15 protein-coding genes are annotated in these 17,909 nt (G+C 58.5%); 7 read left to right on the top strand and 8 right to left on the bottom strand.

The annotated features are described in order from the left end of the window. From JZX87_RS18745 to JZX87_RS18720, 6 genes are read right to left on the bottom strand one after another with little or no spacing between them, the layout of a single operon-like run. Complete coding sequence (locus tag JZX87_RS18745; protein WP_206827256.1) at nt 1–942, bottom strand: ABC transporter permease; 942 nt, start codon at nt 940–942, stop codon at nt 1–3. Next, a complete protein-coding gene (locus tag JZX87_RS18740) occupies nt 942–1,916 on the bottom strand; it encodes an ABC transporter permease (protein ID WP_206827255.1) in 975 nt (324 codons plus the stop codon). Before JZX87_RS18740 ends, JZX87_RS18745 begins: the two co-directional genes overlap by 1 nt. After that, complete coding sequence (locus JZX87_RS18735; protein ID WP_206827254.1) at nt 1,913–2,893, bottom strand: nucleoside hydrolase; 981 nt, start codon at nt 2,891–2,893, stop codon at nt 1,913–1,915. Before JZX87_RS18735 ends, JZX87_RS18740 begins: the two co-directional genes overlap by 4 nt. Next, nucleotides 2,890–3,852, bottom strand: a complete 963-nt coding sequence (locus JZX87_RS18730; RefSeq protein WP_206827253.1) for a nucleoside hydrolase — start codon at nt 3,850–3,852, stop codon at nt 2,890–2,892. The genes JZX87_RS18735 and JZX87_RS18730 overlap by 4 nt, the downstream gene beginning before the upstream one ends. Before the next feature lie 32 nt (nt 3,853–3,884). Further along, nucleotides 3,885–4,766 carry a dihydrodipicolinate synthase family protein gene (locus JZX87_RS18725; RefSeq protein WP_148144609.1) on the bottom strand — a complete coding sequence of 294 codons (882 nt, stop codon included), beginning with the start codon at nt 4,764–4,766 and terminating at the stop codon, nt 3,885–3,887. Nucleotides 4,767–4,787: 21 nt separating this feature from the next. Then, nucleotides 4,788–6,338, bottom strand: coding sequence for an ABC transporter substrate-binding protein (locus JZX87_RS18720; RefSeq protein ID WP_206827252.1), 1,551 nt, complete (start codon nt 6,336–6,338; stop codon nt 4,788–4,790). A 135-nt stretch (nt 6,339–6,473) separates the two neighbouring features. On the opposite strand from JZX87_RS18720, the gene JZX87_RS18715 reads away from it, so the two are divergent. After that, the gene (locus JZX87_RS18715) at nt 6,474–7,355 is read left to right on the top strand and encodes a LysR substrate-binding domain-containing protein (RefSeq protein WP_183685404.1); all 882 of its coding nucleotides are present in this window, start codon (nt 6,474–6,476) and stop codon (nt 7,353–7,355) included. A 31-nt stretch (nt 7,356–7,386) separates the two neighbouring features. Here JZX87_RS18715 and JZX87_RS18710 read toward each other — a convergent pair whose 3' ends face one another. Continuing rightward, the gene (locus JZX87_RS18710; protein ID WP_206827251.1) at nt 7,387–9,486 is read right to left on the bottom strand and encodes a carboxy terminal-processing peptidase; all 2,100 of its coding nucleotides are present in this window, start codon (nt 9,484–9,486) and stop codon (nt 7,387–7,389) included. Nucleotides 9,487–9,782: 296 nt separating this feature from the next. Between JZX87_RS18710 and JZX87_RS18705 the strand changes: the two genes are divergently transcribed. Genes JZX87_RS18705 through JZX87_RS18695 form a run of 3 tightly spaced genes read left to right on the top strand, consistent with a single transcriptional unit; the run spans nt 9,783 to nt 13,898 of the window. Further along, a complete protein-coding gene (locus tag JZX87_RS18705; RefSeq protein ID WP_404945471.1) occupies nt 9,783–11,306 on the top strand; it encodes an acyl-CoA carboxylase subunit beta in 1,524 nt (507 codons plus the stop codon). Nucleotides 11,307–11,318: 12 nt separating this feature from the next. Beyond that, complete coding sequence (locus tag JZX87_RS18700; RefSeq protein WP_183685407.1) at nt 11,319–13,337, top strand: acetyl-CoA carboxylase biotin carboxylase subunit; 2,019 nt, start codon at nt 11,319–11,321, stop codon at nt 13,335–13,337. 27 nt (nt 13,338–13,364) lie between these two features. Next, nucleotides 13,365–13,898, top strand: coding sequence for a 2'-5' RNA ligase family protein (locus JZX87_RS18695; RefSeq protein WP_286194879.1), 534 nt, complete (start codon nt 13,365–13,367; stop codon nt 13,896–13,898). 390 nt (nt 13,899–14,288) lie between these two features. Here JZX87_RS18695 and dgoD read toward each other — a convergent pair whose 3' ends face one another. Continuing rightward, the gene (gene dgoD / locus JZX87_RS18690; RefSeq protein ID WP_148144603.1) at nt 14,289–15,437 is read right to left on the bottom strand and encodes a galactonate dehydratase; all 1,149 of its coding nucleotides are present in this window, start codon (nt 15,435–15,437) and stop codon (nt 14,289–14,291) included. A 278-nt stretch (nt 15,438–15,715) separates the two neighbouring features. Here dgoD and JZX87_RS18685 point away from each other — a divergent pair, with 278 nt between their 5' ends. From JZX87_RS18685 to JZX87_RS18675, 3 genes are all read left to right on the top strand, one after another. Then, a complete protein-coding gene (locus JZX87_RS18685; RefSeq protein WP_148144753.1) occupies nt 15,716–16,486 on the top strand; it encodes a FadR/GntR family transcriptional regulator in 771 nt (256 codons plus the stop codon). A gap of 204 nt (nt 16,487–16,690) precedes the next feature. Next, nucleotides 16,691–17,260: a TetR/AcrR family transcriptional regulator gene (locus JZX87_RS18680; RefSeq protein WP_148144602.1), complete on the top strand. Its 570-nt coding sequence runs from the start codon at nt 16,691–16,693 to the stop codon at nt 17,258–17,260. Between the two features lie 15 nt (nt 17,261–17,275). Beyond that, nucleotides 17,276–17,878: a 2-hydroxychromene-2-carboxylate isomerase gene (locus JZX87_RS18675; RefSeq protein WP_148144601.1), complete on the top strand. Its 603-nt coding sequence runs from the start codon at nt 17,276–17,278 to the stop codon at nt 17,876–17,878. Nucleotides 17,879–17,909: the final 31 nt, after the last annotated feature.

Raw genomic sequence — 17,909 nt, 5'->3', positions numbered from 1 at the left:
TTAGCCCTCACGACGCGGATTGAGGATGTCGCGCAGGCTGTCACCGATCAGGTTGATCGCGACGATGAGCAACAGAAGGGCGATGCCCGGGAAGAGGCTGATCCAGTAATCGCCGGAGAGCAGATATTCGAAACCGTTCGAGATCAGGAGACCCAGCGACGGTTCGGTGACCGGCAGGCCGATACCGAGGAAGGAGAGTGTCGCTTCCAGCATGATTGCATAGGCAACGCGCATGGTGGCGACCACGATCAGAGGCGGCAGGCAGTTGGGCAGGATGTGCCGGAACAGGATGCTGCGGTCCGGCAGCGCCATCGAGCGGGCGGCATCGACATAGGCGCGCTTGCGCTCCACCAGTGCCGAACCGCGGATCGTACGGGCATAATAGGCCCACTGCGTCACGACGAGCGCCAGAATGATCTTGTCTACGCCCTGACCGAGAATGGCGAGGAAGATCAGCGCGATCAGGATGGCGGGGAAGCTGAGCTGAATGTCGACGATACGCATCAGGATCGAGTCGGTCCGGCCACCGACATAGGCGCTGATGAGGCCGATGGAGGCGCCGATGACCAATGCGATCGCCGCGCTGGAAAGGCCGACGAGGATGCTGGTGCGCAGGCCATAAAGGATGGCGCTGAACAGATCGCGCCCCTGTGTGTCGGTGCCGATCAGGTAGGTCATGCCCGACATGCTTTCCGAACCCGGCGGCAGGCGACCATCCATGATGTCGAGCTGTGCGAGATCGTAAGGGTTCTGCGGTGCAATCAGCGGCGCGAAGATCGCCGCAAGAATGAAGATGGTCACCAGCACCATGCCGAGTAGCGCAAGCTTGTCATGCAGCAAGGCATAGATGATTTCGCGCGCGGGCGAACGGGAGGTGGATTTTGCACCGCTGTTTGCAGTGGCATGAACTGAAGTGGTGGAGGACGAAGTATTGTCGGTCATCACGAGTTCCCCTCAAGACGGACGCGGGGATCGACGATCGAGTAAAGAATGTCGACCAGAAGGTTGATGACGCTGAACATCACGACGGTAATCATCAGGTAGGCGAGTATAACGGGGCGATCGAGAACACCGATGGCATCGATGATCAGCTTGCCCATGCCCGGCCATGCAAAGATGGTTTCGGTCACGACCGCAAAGGCGATCAGCGAACCGAGTTCGAGGCCGATGACGGTGATCAGCGGGATGAGTGTATTCTTCAATACGTGCACGGTGACGATACGGCGTTCCGGCAGTCCCTTGGCACGGGCGAAACGGACGAAATCGAGCTGCATGGTTTCCATCACGCCGGCGCGGGTGAGGCGGATGACCAGCGAGATCTTGAACAGCGCCAGATTGAAGGCGGGCAGGAACAGATGCGACAGGCCATCCCATGTGAACATCGACAGCGGCACGCCAAACACATTGACGGTATCGCCACGGCCCGATGACGGCAGCCAGCCGAGATAGACGCTGAAATACATGATCATGACGAGGCCGATCCAGAAGGTCGGCAGGCTGAAGCCGAGGATCGAGAAGGTCATGATCGATTTTGAGATAAATCCCTTGGGCTTCAAGCCGGCATAAACGCCGAGCGGAATACCGATGACCAGCGCCATGGCGAGCGCCACGAAAGCCAGTTCCAAGGTCGCCGGCATCCGGTTCAGGATCAGCGTCAGGGCCGCCTGGTTGAACACGAATGAATTGCCGAGATCACCGGAGAGAGCGTTGGTCAGAAAGATCCAGTACTGCTCCCAGACCGACTTATCGAGACCGAAGGCCTGAATGACCTGCAGGCGTTCGGCCGGTGTCGCGGTCGGGCTCAAGAGGACGTCGACCGGGTTGCCGACGAGAAAGAGGCCAGCAAAGACCAGAACAGACATGACGAAAAGTGTGAGCACGGTCTGCAGGGACCGGCTTAATAGATATCCGCTCATGCGTGTGAGCCTCCCATAGTTCGGCTACCGAACGTTTCCCCGCCATGGCGGGCAATGCGCTCGATCAGCAATTCGATGAACCCGGTTTCGTCGACATCGGTGACGACAGTGGTATTGGCTGGCCGGTTCATCTTGTTGTAGAAATCGGCATAGGTATAACCCATCGTCAGGCCGCTAACCTGCGCGCCGACAAAAGCCTCGCGGCTGGTAAACAGTTCGGGGCGGATGAGCCAGGCGATAGTCGTCGCATCATGGATCGGGCCGCCCGGACGACCGAAGCGCTTTTCGTCGCTGCGGTCGAAAGTGGTGAAGAGATTGTAGAGTGCGGCACCCGCCTCGCCGCCGGCGCGGAACCGCTCGAAATGGTCTGCCGTAAACAAAGCCTGAAAGGTCATGTCGAGGGGCATCAGCACGATCGGCACGCCGGACTGGAAAACGATCTCGGCCGCGTGCGGATCGGCATAGATGTTGAACTCCGCCCAGGGCGTGCGATGGCCAAGCGCCGTGAAGGCACCGCCCATCGATACGATCTGGCGAATGCCGCGCGCGACATCCGGATGCTGGATCAGCGCCAGTGCGACATTCGTGAGCGGTCCGATGGCGCAAATGGTGATCTGCTCACCCGCCGTTACGGCGGCGCGAGCCGAACGCACGATAAACTGGATTGCACTCTCTTCTGCCGGCACGACATCGCCCGCCTTGACCAGCTTGTCATCGAACGAACCGATGCGAGCGTATTTGCCATAAACCTGTTCGCGCACAAGCGGGCCACTTGCGCCGGCAAAAACCGGCACGTCACGGCGGCCGCTCACGCCCACCAGCTTGCAGGCATTCGTAACCGTATGTTCCAGCGAAACATTGCCGGCCACGATAGAGAGGCCGAGAACCTCGATTTCCGGCGAGGCAAGCGCCATCAGGATGGCGGCGGCATCGTCCACGCCCGGATCCGCATCGATGATGACCTTGTGGCTGCTCATGCGACAGCCTTTTCGTCAGCGTAGCGCGACAGGCGCTCCAGGAAAAAGGCAGTCACGCCTTCCGCATCGACCTTGGTGACGATGTCTGCATTCGGCGCCAGCCCGCTCTTGCCATACCAGTCGGCAATCGTCTGGCCCATGCAAAGCTCGCTTTCGTATTCGACGAAGACGCGCGCCTTCTGCGTCTCGAACAAATGCGGCGCGAGGATGTAGGCCATGACCAGCGGGTCATGAAGCGGGCCGCCGCGCGAGCCGTAACGGCGCACGTCGTTGCGGTCCCAGAAAGCCATGAGTTCGGCCAGCGTTTCGGAAATACGGCCGCTGACGCGCGAAAACTCGGCGACATGCTCCGGCTTCAGCATCACCTGATGGGTCGCGTCGAGCGCCAGCGCCACGATCGGGATGCCGCTCGAAAATACAATATGCGCGGCGTGTGGATCGGCGAGAACGTTGAATTCCGAGGTCATCGTGCGGTTGCCCGGCTCGCGATAGGCACCGCCCATCATGACGATGCGTTCGATACCGTCGGCCAATTGCGGTTTCATCCGTAGGGCCACCGCAACATTGGTGAGCGGTCCAAGGCAGCAGAGCGTGATGCGCTCACCGGTTTCGGCAGCATTGCCAAGCGCTTCGATAAGAAAATCGACGGCGGACATCGCTTCCGCCTTCTTCACCGGCTCCGGCAGCGTCGTGTTGCCGAGGCCCGTCTTGCCATGGAACTGTCCATGGATCGGCTCGCGCAGCATCGGCCGGAAACAACCGGCATAGACGGGGATATCAGTGCGGTTTCCGAGCTCGCAAACTTGCAGCGCATTACGCACCGTACGCTCCAGCGGCTGGTTGCCGCAGACCGGAGTTATACCAAGGATCTTCAGTTCCGGCGAAACGAATGCGGTCAAAAGCGCAATCGTGTCATCGATACCGGGATCACAATCGACGATGATCGAAGTCGGCTTCATACAAAATGCCTTCAATGTGGGAATCAGAAACGTCAAAGGGCGCCGATACTGCGCAAAACGCCGGCGATTTCCTCGCGCGCCGCGTCATTCAGCGGCATTTGCGGATGCATCGGCGCACCAACGGCAAATCCCTGCAGGTCGAGCGCCGTCTTGATGCAGGCGGCGATCGAGTATTTCGCAAAAACCTCGTTCAGCTTCCAGAGCGGCCGCTGCAGCTCCATTGCCCGCGCCCAATCACCCGCCTTGGCGGTTTCGTAGAGTTCAATGCTCTGTCTGGGCGCGATACAGGCCGGTCCAGCCATCCAGCCAACCCCGCCGATCATCATCACGCAGGTCGGAATGTGTGCGGAAGCTGCAAACACTTCCATCCGGCCACGCGTCCGCTCGATGATGGAGAGAAGACGACCGGTATTGGTGGAGGCATCCTTAATGTAACGAATATTGTCGATGCGGCTAAGGCGCTCGATCACCGGGAGCGACAGGTCGGAGCGCTGGAACTGCGGGTTGGTGTAGAGCACCACGGGGCGCCCTTTTGCCGCCTTGGCGATTGCGGTGAAATACGCTTCAACGCCCTCGTCGCTGATCGGGAAGTAGGCTTCCAGGATGGCCAGAATCCCGTCGGCGCCCGAGTTCACCATATATTCGGTCTGGGCAACGGCATCGGCTGTTGATGTCGACGCCACGCCGGCGACAACGGGGACACGGCCACTGCTGGCCGAGATCACCGTGTCGACGACGCGGCGCCTTTGCTCTTGGGAGAGATAGGCAAATTCACCAGTGCTGCCGAGCGGCGCGAGGCCATGGACACCTTCATCGATGAGATGGTCCACCAGATCTGCAAGCAGATTCCGCATCACATTGCCGGCTTCGTCGATCGGCGAAACGAGATAGGGAAATACACCGCTGAAGGACATGGTGAACCGCTCCTCTTTCGATCAGTTCGGCTTCACGTAATAGGGAAGCGTGTAGCCGTCGGAGCGACCCGCATAGTTTATGTCGCTCTTCACCGCCCAGGTATTGGCGAGATAGAAGACCGGGATGACGCCGAGGTCGGTCATCGCGATTTCCGTGGCCTTCTTCAGCAGGTCCTCGCGCTTGGCATCGTCCAGCGTTGCACGGGCTTCGTTGAGCGCCTTGTCGAATTCCGGGTTGGAATAACGACCGCGATTGCCCTGGCCGGCCTTTTCGCCATAGGTCTCAAGGATAGGCCCGAGAACGCCCGAAGCTTCGCCGGTTTCGACGGCAGCACCACCCATGATGAACGAGAACTCGAGGTTCGAGGCGCGGGTGAAATAAACGCTGCCTGGCAGGGTGGCGACTTCGGTCTTCACGCCGACGCGGCTGAAGAACTGGCCGATTGCCTGTGCCACCTTGCTGTCGTTCGGATAACGGTCGTTGGAGGCATGGAAGGTCAGCGCAAAACCATCCGGGTAACCGGCCTTGGCAAGCAGTTCCTTCGCCTTGTTCGGATCATAGGCATCGACCTTGATGGCCGGATCATAACCGAAATAACCCTCCGGCACGACCTGGCCGGCAGGTACGCCCTGCCCGTCCATTATCCGATCGACCAGCGCCTCGCGGTTGATCGACAGCGAAAGCGCACGGCGCACATCGGCGTTCAAGAGCGGGTTCTTGCCGTCAGGACCCTTGGCGAACGGCGATTGTTCGCGGTTCTGGTCCATATGCAGATACATGATGCGGTTGCCGGCAATGTTGACGACCTTCATCTTGTCGGAGGCTTCCAGGCGGCGGGTATCGGCCGTCGGGATGTTTTCGATCATGTCGACATCGCCCGAAAGCATGGCGGCAACACGGGCGCTCGGGTTCTTGAAGACACGGAAGGTGACCTTGTCCCACTGAGCCTTTTCGCCCCAATAGGCATCGTTTTTCTCAACGACGACGTTATCATCCGGAGACCACGAAACGAACTTGAACGGCCCGGTGCCGATGACGCCCTTGCCAGTGTTCATCTCACCGGTCGTGACCTTTTCCATCTCGGCCGGCAGGATGGCGATACGGCTGAGGTTGTTCAAGAGCAGCGGCGTCGGGCCGGAGGTCTTGATGCGCACCGTCAGTGGATCGACTGCCGTCACGTCGGTGATCGCCTTCACATAGGCGGCAAACGAGCTAGGGCTGTTGGTGGATGCAAGCGGAATGCGCTTGATGCTGGCGACCACGTCTTCAGCGGTGAAATCGCTGCCGTCGTGGAATTTCACGCCTTCACGCAGCTTGAATTCCCAGGTCGTGTCATCAACGATCTGCCAGGAGACTGCCAAAGCCGGCTGGATCTGCTGCTTGTCGTCCTGATTGACAAGGCCGTCGAAAATATTGCGCGCCATCGCGCTATTGGGGCCGACGACATAGAATTGCGGATCCATGGATGTCGTCGAGGCGGAAAGACCGACGGTCAAATCCTTTGCCTGGCTTGCGAGCGGCATGGCGGAAACAGACGCGACCAATGCGGCTGCGAACACAGAAAACTTCATGGTGAGGACTCCTCCGGGTTGTCCAATCTCCGCACTCTCCCTGCGGGGTGGAGATGAGTTAAAGCTTTCTTACAAGAAAGAAAAATTGCATTTTGTACTCGATCCATGCCTAAATGTTATGGAGAGGATACCAGCATGCGATTGAAACCACGTCAGGTAGAGGCATTCAGGGCCGTGATGATGGCCGGGGGCATTACCGCGGCGGCAGATGCCCTCAATGTTACCCAACCCGCCGTCAGCCGGTTGATCCGCGATCTCGAGGACGTCGTTCAGATGACATTGTTCGAGCGGATCGGCGCACGCCTCATACCGACCGCAGAGGCGACCCAGCTCTATCGGGAGGTCGAGCGGCTTTATCTGGGTCTCGACCAGATTGCCCAGGCCGCCGACGATATCCGCCTGCACAAGAATACCGTTCTTCGTATCGGCAGCGTGACATCACTTGTCCGTCCCTATCTGCATCGGGCCATAGTCGACGTGATCGGCGAGCGGCTGGATATTCCTCTGGTTATCGAGGTCGAGAACAGTCGTTACATCTGGGACATGGTCGAGCGGAACCGCTACGATCTCGGCCTGGTCTTCGCTTCACCGCGCATGGCCGACAAAAACGCCGTTCGTCTGCACAGCACGCACGCCGTTGCCGCGATGGCGCCGGGCCATCGTTTGGCGGGGCGTTCCGTCATTACGCCCTCCGATCTCATCGATGAGCGGGTGCTGATACCAGGCCGGAATTCGCCTTTGCGCCTCTCGCTCGACAGGGCCTTTTCTCGCGAGGAGCATCAGCCGGTCAGCACTATGGAAACATCCATGCTGAACTGCTGCTACTTCGCCGCCGCCGGCATGGGAGTGGGGATCGTCGATCACACCAGCCTCAGGTCCGCGGAGGCGGATGTGATCTCCATCCCGTTCGAACCGAATATCGAGGTTTCCTATTTCGCCATACGCCCGAGCGGCGGTCAACGGATCGCCATCCTCGACGAGATCATCAACAGGATCCAGCACCTGATCCAGAACTGACCCAGAGCGAGCCTTTCCTGCCGGCGCTTCGTTACGGCTGATTGGCGGCCTTTCGCACTGGAGCCAGCAATTCCGCCTGATCGGCAATGATGGAAGCAGCCTCGGCCCTCAAGACGTCCTTTGCGTTCTTGCGGGCATTCTCAAGCGCAAGATCCGCACTCAGACTGCGCTCGTTGGCCTGCAAGCCGTCATCCTCGCCACGCAGCACGCCGTCATCACCTTCTGCACGTGCCTTCAGGCGGCTTTCAAGGGCTTTCATCTCTTCTCGGCGCTCGGCCTCATTCAGGGAGATGACGCGCTTTTCCCGTTGCGCCTTCAACTCCGCAGCGTCTTCGACGAAACGCTGAAAATCCTTATCGTCTTTCACGCGGGCTTCATGACGGCTCAGGAGTTGCGGCAGCAACGAAGTCGTCTTGTTTGATGCGGTATATCTGGCAGGCTTGATCTTGTCCCACGGCAAGGCATTGTCATAGCTCGACTCGCCAACGATCTTCGGATCAAGGAGACCCGGCAAAGTAATGTCAGGCGTCACACCACGAAGCTGGGTCGTGCCGCCGTCTATCCTGAAAAACTGCGCGATCGTCAGCTTCAACTGGCCGTATTTCGGCGTATTGTTGCGAACGGCCTGGTCGAGATCGATGACAGTCTGCACTGTGCCCTTGCCGAAACTGGGCTCGCCGATGATCACGCCGCGACCGTAATCCTGTATCGCCGCTGCAAAGATTTCTGATGCCGACGCAGAGCCGCGATTGATCAGCACGCCGACCGGGCCAGCCCAGGCCGGCTTGGAAAGATCATCGCTTTCGACCTCGACCCTGCCCGCCGCATCGCGTTGCTGAACGACCGGACCCTTGCCGACGAACAGACCGGTCAGGTCGATCGCTTCGGTCAGCGAACCGCCGCCATTGTCGCGCAAGTCGATCAGGACGCCATCGACCTTTTCCTGCTTCAACTCCCCGAGAAGCTTGGCGACGTCGCGGCTGGCGCTTCGGTAGTCCTTGTCGCCTTTGCGGCGCGCATCGAAATCCTCGTAGAAGGCCGGCAGGGTAATGACCCCGATCTTGCGGGGCACACCATGATCATCGATGGGCAGGACGGTTTTCTTCGCAGCCTGTTTTTCAAGGCTGATCTTGTCGCGCACCAGGCTGATCACCCGATGGCTTGCATTCGCGGCAGTCTCGGCGGGAAGGATATCGAGCCGCACGACGGAGTCCTTCTCGCCGCGGATAAGCTGGACAACTTCGTCGAGGCGGATGCCGACGACTTCCTTGACCGCGCCATCCTTGCCCTGGCCAACGCCGATGATGCGATCTCCGACCCCCAGCTGCCCGGATAGCTGGGCCGGACCGCCGGGCACGAGTTCGCGAATGGTCGTGTAGCCGTCCCGTTCCTGCAGAACCGCCCCGATGCCGACCAGCGAAAGCTTCATCGAAATGTCGAAATCAGCCGAGGCGGCAGCACCGAAATAGTCGGTATGCGGATCGACGGAGGTTGTGTAGGCAGCCATGAAGGACTGGAACACGTCATCACTCTTGTAGGTGTAGACGCGCTGCTGGATGTTCTCGTAACGCTTGTCGAGCGTATTGCGAATTGTGTCGCTTGTCTGGCCGGCTAGTTTCAGCCGCAGCCAGTCGTTCTTGACACTCTTGCGCCACAGGTCATGAAGCTGTGCTTCCGATTGCGCCCATGGGTCATCCTCACGCGACAGAGGAAAATCTTCCTTGGCGCTGAAATCGAAGCCCTGCTTGAGCAGGTCCCGCGCATATGCCATGCGATCGACAACGCGCTGCGAATAGACGTTGAATATCGAAAACGGGATCTTCAGGTCTTCGTTGACGATGGCATCGTCGATCCTGGTCTTGTTGACCATGAACTTGTCGATATCGGCCTGCAGGAAAAAGCTCCGGTCCGGATCGAGCGACTTCAGATATCGATCCATGATTTTCGCAGACAGGGCATCGTCGAGCGGAACCGGCTTGTAGGCATAGCGCTCAAGGAATTGCGCGCTCAGATTTGCGGCCTCCGCCTGGCTCTTTTGCGGCGCAAGAACCGGTGGCGGGCCAAGCTCCAGGGCATAGGCCGACGGTGCCATTAGAAGAAACAGGCCAACGAAACCGTAACGAGCGCGCATTCAGCTATAATCCCAAGTGCAGAATAAACAGACTGTCAGGTGTTGCATCAACCGTGCCGTTTTAGCAACCCAACTCTATGCGCAATAATTTGTGTCTAACGCCCACATTATCGACAAAATTGCTGTCGCGAGCCGGCTCCCGCTCTGCCCTGCCGTCGCCTTGCGCCATGTTTTCCGGTCGCCATCACATTTTCCTTCATGGTCTTAAGACTGAAACCGGCCTTTCCCTCGCTCCGGTTTTGCTATCTTTATATGTGTCTGCATTCGCACATTCTTTGGGAGGAAATATGTGGGCAATGTTGAACGAGGTCGAGAAGCGTCGCGCGGAGGCGAGGCTGGGCGGCGGCGTCAGGCGGATCGAGGCCCAGCATGCCAAAGGCAAGCTGACGGCCCGCGAACGGATCGAGGTGCTGCTCGACGAGGGTTCGTTCGAAGAATTCGACATGTATGTCACCCATCGCGCCGTAGATTTCGGCATGGCGGACCAGAAAGTCGCCGGTGATGGCGTAGTCACAGGGTGGGGCACGATCAACGGCCGGCAGGTCTACGTCTTTTCCCAGGATTTCACCGTACTCGGCGGCTCGCTGTCGGAAACCCATGCGCAAAAGATCTGCAAGATCATGGATATGGCGGTGCGGGTCGGCGCACCGGTGATCGGCTTGAACGATTCAGGCGGCGCGCGTATCCAGGAAGGTGTCGCCTCGCTTGCCGGTTATGCCGAAGTGTTTCGCCGCAATGCCGAGGCATCCGGCGTCATTCCGCAGATTTCCGTGATCATGGGCCCCTGCGCCGGCGGCGCCGTCTATTCGCCTGCCATGACCGATTTCATCTTCATGGTCCGGGATTCCTCCTACATGTTCGTCACCGGCCCGGATGTGGTGAAAACGGTGACAAACGAGATCGTGACCGCGGAAGAACTGGGAGGCGCAGCCACCCACACGCAAAAGTCATCCGTGGCCGACGCGGCATTTGAAAACGATATCGAGGCGCTGGAAGCGGTTCGCCGGCTTTTCGATTTCCTACCGCTCAACAATCGCGACAGGGTTCCGATCAGGCCGGTTCACGACGACCCATCACGGGTCGAAATGCGGCTCGACACGCTGGTGCCGGACAGCGCGGCCAAACCCTATGACATGAAGGAACTGATAACGGCACTTGCGGACGAAGGCGATTTCTTCGAGATCCAGCAGGCCTTCGCGAAAAACATCGTCACCGGCTTCATCCGCATCGAAGGCCAGACGGTCGGCGTCGTTGCCAACCAGCCGATGGTTCTGGCCGGCTGCCTGGACATCGATTCATCGCGCAAGGCGGCGCGGTTCGTCCGTTTCTGCGATGCCTTTTCCATTCCTATCCTGACGCTGGTCGACGTCCCCGGTTTCCTGCCGGGCACCGCGCAGGAATATGGTGGTGTCATCAAGCATGGCGCAAAACTGCTGTTTGCCTATTCGGAGGCGACTGTACCGATGGTGACGCTGATCACCCGCAAGGCCTATGGCGGCGCCTATGACGTGATGGCATCAAAACATATCGGCGCCGATATCAACTATGCATGGCCAACAGCTGAGATCGCGGTGATGGGCGCCAAGGGGGCGACCGAAATTCTCTATCGCTCCGAACTTTCAGACCCGGACAAGATCGCGGCCCGCACGAAGGAATACGAGGAACGTTTCGCCAATCCCTTCGTTGCCGCCGAGCGCGGTTTCATCGACGAGGTGATCATGCCGCATTCGTCCCGTCGCCGTATCGCCCGCGCCTTTGCCTCGCTGCGCAACAAGCAGGTAACGACGCATTGGAAAAAACACGACACGATACCGCTCTGAAGGCCCGCAACCATGTTCAAGAAAATCCTCATCGCCAATCGTGGCGAAATCGCCTGCCGGGTTATCAGAACAGCGCAGAAGATGGGCATCGCAACCGTCGCCGTCTATTCGGACGCCGATGCGAATGCCCTGCATGTGTCGATGGCCGACGAGGCGGTGCATATCGGCCCCGCACCTTCCAACCAGTCCTATATCGTCATCGACAAGATACTCGATGCGATCGCCCGGACCGGTGCGGATGCCGTACATCCGGGTTATGGCTTTCTGTCGGAAAATGCCGCTTTCGCCGCCGCACTCGAAAAAGCCGATGTCACCTTCATCGGCCCGCCCGTGAAGGCCATCGAGGCAATGGGCGACAAGATCACCTCGAAAAAGATCGCTTCGAAGGCCGGTGTCTCGACCGTGCCCGGGCATATGGGCCTGATCGAAGATGCCGACGAGGCGGTGAAGATTTCCTCTTCGATCGGCTATCCGGTCATGATCAAGGCCTCCGCAGGCGGCGGCGGCAAGGGCATGCGCATCGCCTGGAACGACGCGGAAGCCCGCGAGGGTTTCCAGTCGTCCCGCAACGAGGCGAAAAGCTCGTTCGGCGACGACCGTATCTTCATCGAGAAGTTCGTCGACCAGCCGCGCCATATCGAGATCCAGGTTCTGGGCGACCAGCATAAAAACACGCTTTATCTCGGCGAACGCGAATGCTCCATCCAGCGGCGCAACCAGAAGGTCATCGAGGAAGCCCCCTCGCCTTTCCTCGATGATGCGACCCGCAAGGCGATGGGGGAACAGGCGGTAGCACTTGCAAAGGCCGTCGGTTATTTCTCCGCGGGCACGGTCGAATTCATCGTCGACGGCAACCGGAATTTCTATTTCCTCGAAATGAATACCCGCCTGCAGGTGGAGCATCCGGTGACCGAACTCGTCACCGGCATCGACCTCGTCGAGCAGATGATCCGCGTTGCAGCTGGCGAAAAGCTTTCGTTCAAGCAGAAGGACGTATCACTCAGGGGATGGGCGATCGAAAGCCGACTTTATGCCGAAGACCCCTATCGCAATTTTCTGCCGTCGATCGGCCGGCTTTCCCGTTACCGCCCGCCGGTCGAGGGGCTGCAAGATAGCGGCGCCGTTATCCGCAACGATACCGGTGTTTTCGAAGGCGGCGAGATATCGATGTATTATGATCCGATGATCGCCAAGCTCTGCAGCTGGGCCGAGGACCGGAAAGCCGCAATAGACGCCATGGGGACGGCTCTCGATGCGTTCGAGGTGGAAGGGATCGGTCACAACCTTCCCTTCCTGTCTGCCGTGATGGGGCAGGAAAGGTTCCGCTCCGGCGAGCTGACGACCGCCTATATCGCTGAAGAGTTTCCGGATGGCTTTTCCGGTGTGGAGCCCGATGTCGGCGACGCGCGCAAGCTTGCGGTCATTGCAGTGCTGGTCAACCAGGCTTTGGAGGAACGCGCAAGCTGGATTTCCGGCACGCTGTCCAAACGCCGCCGGGCGGTGGCGAAGGACTGGGTCGTGACACTTTCGGCCGGGGCAAAGTCCACATTCGAAGGCCCGGTCACGCTCGATACGGCGGCCGATGGAGCCTTCGTGCGTTTCGACGATGCCCATCATATCTCTGCTGCGACCGGCTGGTTTCCGGGGCAGAGTCTTGGGGATTTCCATGTCGGCGGTGAGAGCCTGATGGTGAAGGTTGATCTGGTGGGGTCGGCCATCCGGCTGCGCTGGCACGGCATGGATATTCTGGCGCGGGTGCGCTCGCCGCGCATTGCCGAGCTTGCCAAGCTCATGCCGGTCAAGCTGCCGCCGGACACGTCGAAAATGCTGCTTTGCCCGATGCCCGGGGTCATCACTTCGATCGCAGTGAGCGCGGGTGACAAGGTGGAGGCCGGCCAGACGCTTGCCACGGTCGAGGCGATGAAGATGGAAAACGTTCTGAAGGCCGAGAAAGCGGCGCTTGTCAAACGCGTTGCCGCCACACAAGGCCAAAGCCTTGCCGTGGACGAATTGATCATCGAATTCGAATGATCTGATCGCCGGGTGACATTGCCGCCATTGATCATAACCGCTCATGTCGAGCTTGACGACATGGAGCCATTCGATCGTCTCCGACAGGAGCATTTTCCGCCTGCCCGCAATTTCCTCAAGGCGCACGTCACCATCTTCCACCATCTCCCCGGCCAGCGGCTCGCGGCGGTCAAGGAGATCTTGGCCGAAACGCTGCTGGAGCGGACAGATTTCCTCGCAACCGTCAGCGGCATTCAGCATCTGGGAGCAGGCGTCGCATTCAAGATCGAAAGCCCCGAACTGCAGGAGCTGCGAGCCGAACTCTCCCGTCGTTTCGGCTCCTGGCCCGGCCCGCAGGATCTGCAGAAATTCCGCCCGCATATCACGATCCAGAACAAGGTATCGCGGGCAAAAGCCGACCAGTTGTTTTTCGAGCTGACCAGCCGGTTCGAACCGAAATCCATCCGCATGACCGGGCTCGATCTATGGAGTTATCTGGGCGGCCCGTGGCGTCATGAAGGCTTGATGTCATTATCGGATCGAGAGGGGCAGCAGCCCCAGTCATCCGGCGCGGGACACTGATCCTCCGTACTCTTGGAAACGTTTTCGCAATTTCATCAAAAAACCGAGCCATCGTCGGAACCGGAAGCCCTGACAGGCATTACGCCCTCGTTCTTTCTCTCACCACAAGCTTGATGTCCGAGGATTGATGATATGCCCAACGCAAGCAACCTTTTACGCTTAGGCCACATCGTGCTCACGGACTTTGGACCGTCATTCTCGATCCTCCTGTCGATTTTCGCCTTGGGTGCCTGGGTTTTGGGCCTTCAGTTTGGAAGCGTGCTGCACGACTTTCCCGACTACGGAGACAGCGTGTTTCAGAATATGCGGTCGTCGACGATTTCCGATTTCATCGGATAAACACCGCCCGGCCCTAAACGAGCCGGACGCGTATTGCGTGAGGAAACTACCTTACCACTCGGCGAAGCTTCCATCCTCATGGCGCCAGATCGGATTGCGCCAACGATGGCCTTCCTTGGATCGTTCAATCACATAGGCTTCGTCGACTTCAACACCGAGGCCCGGCCCCTGTGGAATGCTGACAAAGCCATCGGCGTAATGGAAGACTTCCTTGTTTGAGATATAGTCGAGGATGTCATTGCCCTGGTTATAATGGATGCCGAGGCTCTGTTCCTGAATGAACGCGTTATAGGAGACGGCATCGACCTGCAGGCAGGCGGCAAGCGCAATCGGGCCGAGCGGGCAATGTGGCGCCAACGCCACATCATAGGCTTCCGCCATGGCGGCTATCTTGCGGCATTCGGTAATCCCGCCAGCATGCGATAGATCCGGCTGGATGATGTCGACATAACCGTCCGACAGAACCTGCTTGAAATCCCAGCGTGAGAACAGCCGCTCACCGAGCGCGATCGGTGTCGAGCAATGGTTGGCGATCTCTTTCAGCGTCTCGCGGTTCTCGGAAAGCACCGGTTCCTCAATGAACATCAGTTTGTAGGGCTCGAGTTCCTTGGCAAGGACTTTTGCCATCGGCTTGTGGACACGGCCATGGAAATCGACGCCGATGCCGATATGCGGGCCAACGGCTTCACGTATGATGGCGATCGTCTCGACGGCCTTTTCAACCTTTTCATTTGTATCGACGATCTGCATTTCCTCGCAGCCGTTGAGCTTGATGGCCTTGAACCCGCGGGCAACCACGTCCTTTGCATTGTTGGCGACATCCGACGGGCGATCGCCGCCGATCCAAGAATAGACTTTGATCCGATCCCTTACCTGGCCGCCCAGGAGCGAATGGACCGGCTGGCCCAACGCCTTGCCCTTGATGTCCCAGAGCGCCTGGTCGATGCCGGCGAGCGCCGACATGTGAACGGCCCCTCCTCGATAGAACCCGCCGCGATAAAGAACAGTCCAGTGATCCTCGATCAGAAACGGGTCCTTGCCGATCAGGTAATCGGACATCTCATGCACGGCGGCCTCGACCGTCAGTGCTCTGCCCTCGACCACCGGCTCACCCCAACCGACGATGCCTTCGTCGGTCTCGATCTTCAAAAACAGCCAGCGCGGCGGGACGATGTAGGTGGTAAGCTTGGTAATCTTCATCAAAGTGCTCCAAATATGAAGTCGTGCGGCTGCATTGCCGACTATAGCGCGGACTATGGTGTTCCTTTTGCTCCAGAAACGGTCGGCACCAGGCGATCTAATCCTCGCTGACAAGGATTAAAATTCATAGGATGGATGTCAATATAAATATGATTTATTTCTGGATTTGATCCAAAAATAAGATCGTTCCATACTATGAATTGCAAACGACAAACGGCACCCCGCAGGAGAGAGATCGAGCAATGACAAAAGAGGGCTCTCTGCTGAGAAACGCTTCGATGACACGGGTGCTGACAGAGGACGGCGAACCGATCGCACAGCGCGGAAAACGAACTGTCCGAGAAGCGCTGCTTCACTGTCTTATCGAAATGATCGTATCGGGGGCGTTTGCCGAAAACTCCACCCTGCCTAACGAGGCCGAGCTTACCGAACGTTTTGGCGTCAGCCGCACCAGCCTGCGGGAAGCCATGCAATATCTCTCTGCCCTCGGCATGGTTCGATCGCGAACAAGAGCCGGCACTACCATCCTGCCGAAGGAAAACTGGAACTATCTTGATCCGATCGTCCTTGAGGTCATACTGTCGGTCGGAGCTGACGACGCCTTTTATTCCTCGCTGATCGACGCTAGACAACTCTTAGAACCTGCAGCAGCCGCGCAAGCGGCCGCCAATGCCAACGCGCGCCAGCTCTACCAGATTTCAAAAGCATTCGAGGACATGGTCGAGGCCAACTCCCGAGATACAGAGGCCTGGAGTCGGGCCGATCTGGAATTCCATACCGCAATCATCAATGCCAGCGGAAACTGGGTCTACCGGCAGTTCGCAAGCGCCATCCAGGCAGCGCTGCTCGCGAGCTTCCGGCTCACCAACCGTGCCAGCCAATCACACGAACAGGCGATCTTGAGTCATCAGGTTGTATTGGAGGCCATTCGCATGCGACGACCCGAGGCAGCGCACCATGCCATGGCACACCTTATCGGCGCGGCACGAATAGAAATGACTGAAGCACTTCGACAAGCAAGTATGGTTTTTCAGCAGCCAAAGCCATAACAGGATATTGAATAAATCCTACAATACATCAAGATCATATGCGATTTTCTGCCACTTCATGCGTGAGAGGGCTGCGGGCCGCTTGACGTAATCCCGTCAATCGTTGACAACTCCAGCAACGAGAGACAGACCGGTCTTGCTTCCGTCGATTTGGGACCGTCTATGGATCATCGAAGTAATAGGCCCAAAATTTAAAGCGATGCGATGAGAGAAGCCATACCTGACCAGATCCTCACTGCTGCCGGAGCACTTTTCTATAAAGAAGGCATTCGAGCGGTGGGAATTGACCGCATCATAGAAGAAGCGAATGTCGCCAAGGCGACGCTTTATCGGCACTTCCCTTCCAAGGACCATCTGGTCGCAGCCTACCTTCAGGCCCGCCACGATCGAGTTATCCGATCTCTCGAAGACGTCACCGAAGCCGCGATGGCCCCAAGAGACAAGATAAAGCTGATCTTCGAACGCTTGCACGAAAAGGCAGACAGCCCGGAGTTTCGCGGCTGCGCATTTGCGTTGGCAGTCGCGGAACACGGCGATTCCGAACGTGTCGTCTCTGTAGCTCGAACTCACAAGACAATGGTTCGGGACATATTCTCTGCCATTATGTCAAAGGCCAACAGCGGATCTCAACAGGCGTCCGCCCATCTTTCCCTTCTTTACGAAGGCGCGCTGGCTACCGTGGCAGTCGGACGCGACCCGAGTGCCGTACTCATTGCCCGTGATTGCGCACTTTCCGTCTTCGATATGGCAGTGTCCACCAAGCAGCCCTCCTGAAAGCGATAGCAGACCATGACAAAAACGATCGATTTCTTCTTCAGCATTGGCTCACCCTGGGCCTTTATCGGGTTGGAACCATTTGCCACGCTGGCAGCTGAACATGGCGCCACGATCCGTCCTCACGTCATTCCGCTGGTCGAGGACAATGGCGGTATCTACTCCCGCAATCGACCCGAAGCGCGCCGCGCCTACTGGACGAAAGACCTGAAACGTTGGGCGGCGTTGAGAGGCAAGACGCTCAACTTCGACAATCGCACCGCACTTTCCGATCCAGCACCGGCCGGTCTGATGGTCGTCGCCGCGATCGAGGCCAATCAGGACTGGCTCAAGCTGACGAAAGCGCTTCAGGAAGCGTTCTGGGGACGTGGCGAAGATATTGGCGATACCGAGATCCGCCGGTCGATTGCGACGGCAGCGGGCTTTGATGCAGCAGCACTGGATGACCTGGGCCAGGGCGAAGCCGTGCAGGCACGCCGCACATCCAGCTACGAGACTGCAAAGGCTGCCGGCGTCTTCGGGCTACCGACCTTCCTGTATGACGGCGAGCTTTATTGGGGCCAGGACAGCCTGCCTTTCCTTGAACGCCATCTGAAGGGCGAAAAGCTGGTCGCCTGATTTTCACTCAAGCGACCTCATGCGCCGCAGA

The sequence above is a fragment of the Agrobacterium sp. Ap1 genome, from assembly GCF_017313375.1.
GTDB lineage: Bacteria > Pseudomonadota > Alphaproteobacteria > Rhizobiales > Rhizobiaceae > Neorhizobium > Neorhizobium cellulosilyticum.
The sequence above is the reverse complement of the archived record's forward strand: the minus strand, read 5'-3'. Positions and strand labels throughout refer to the sequence as shown.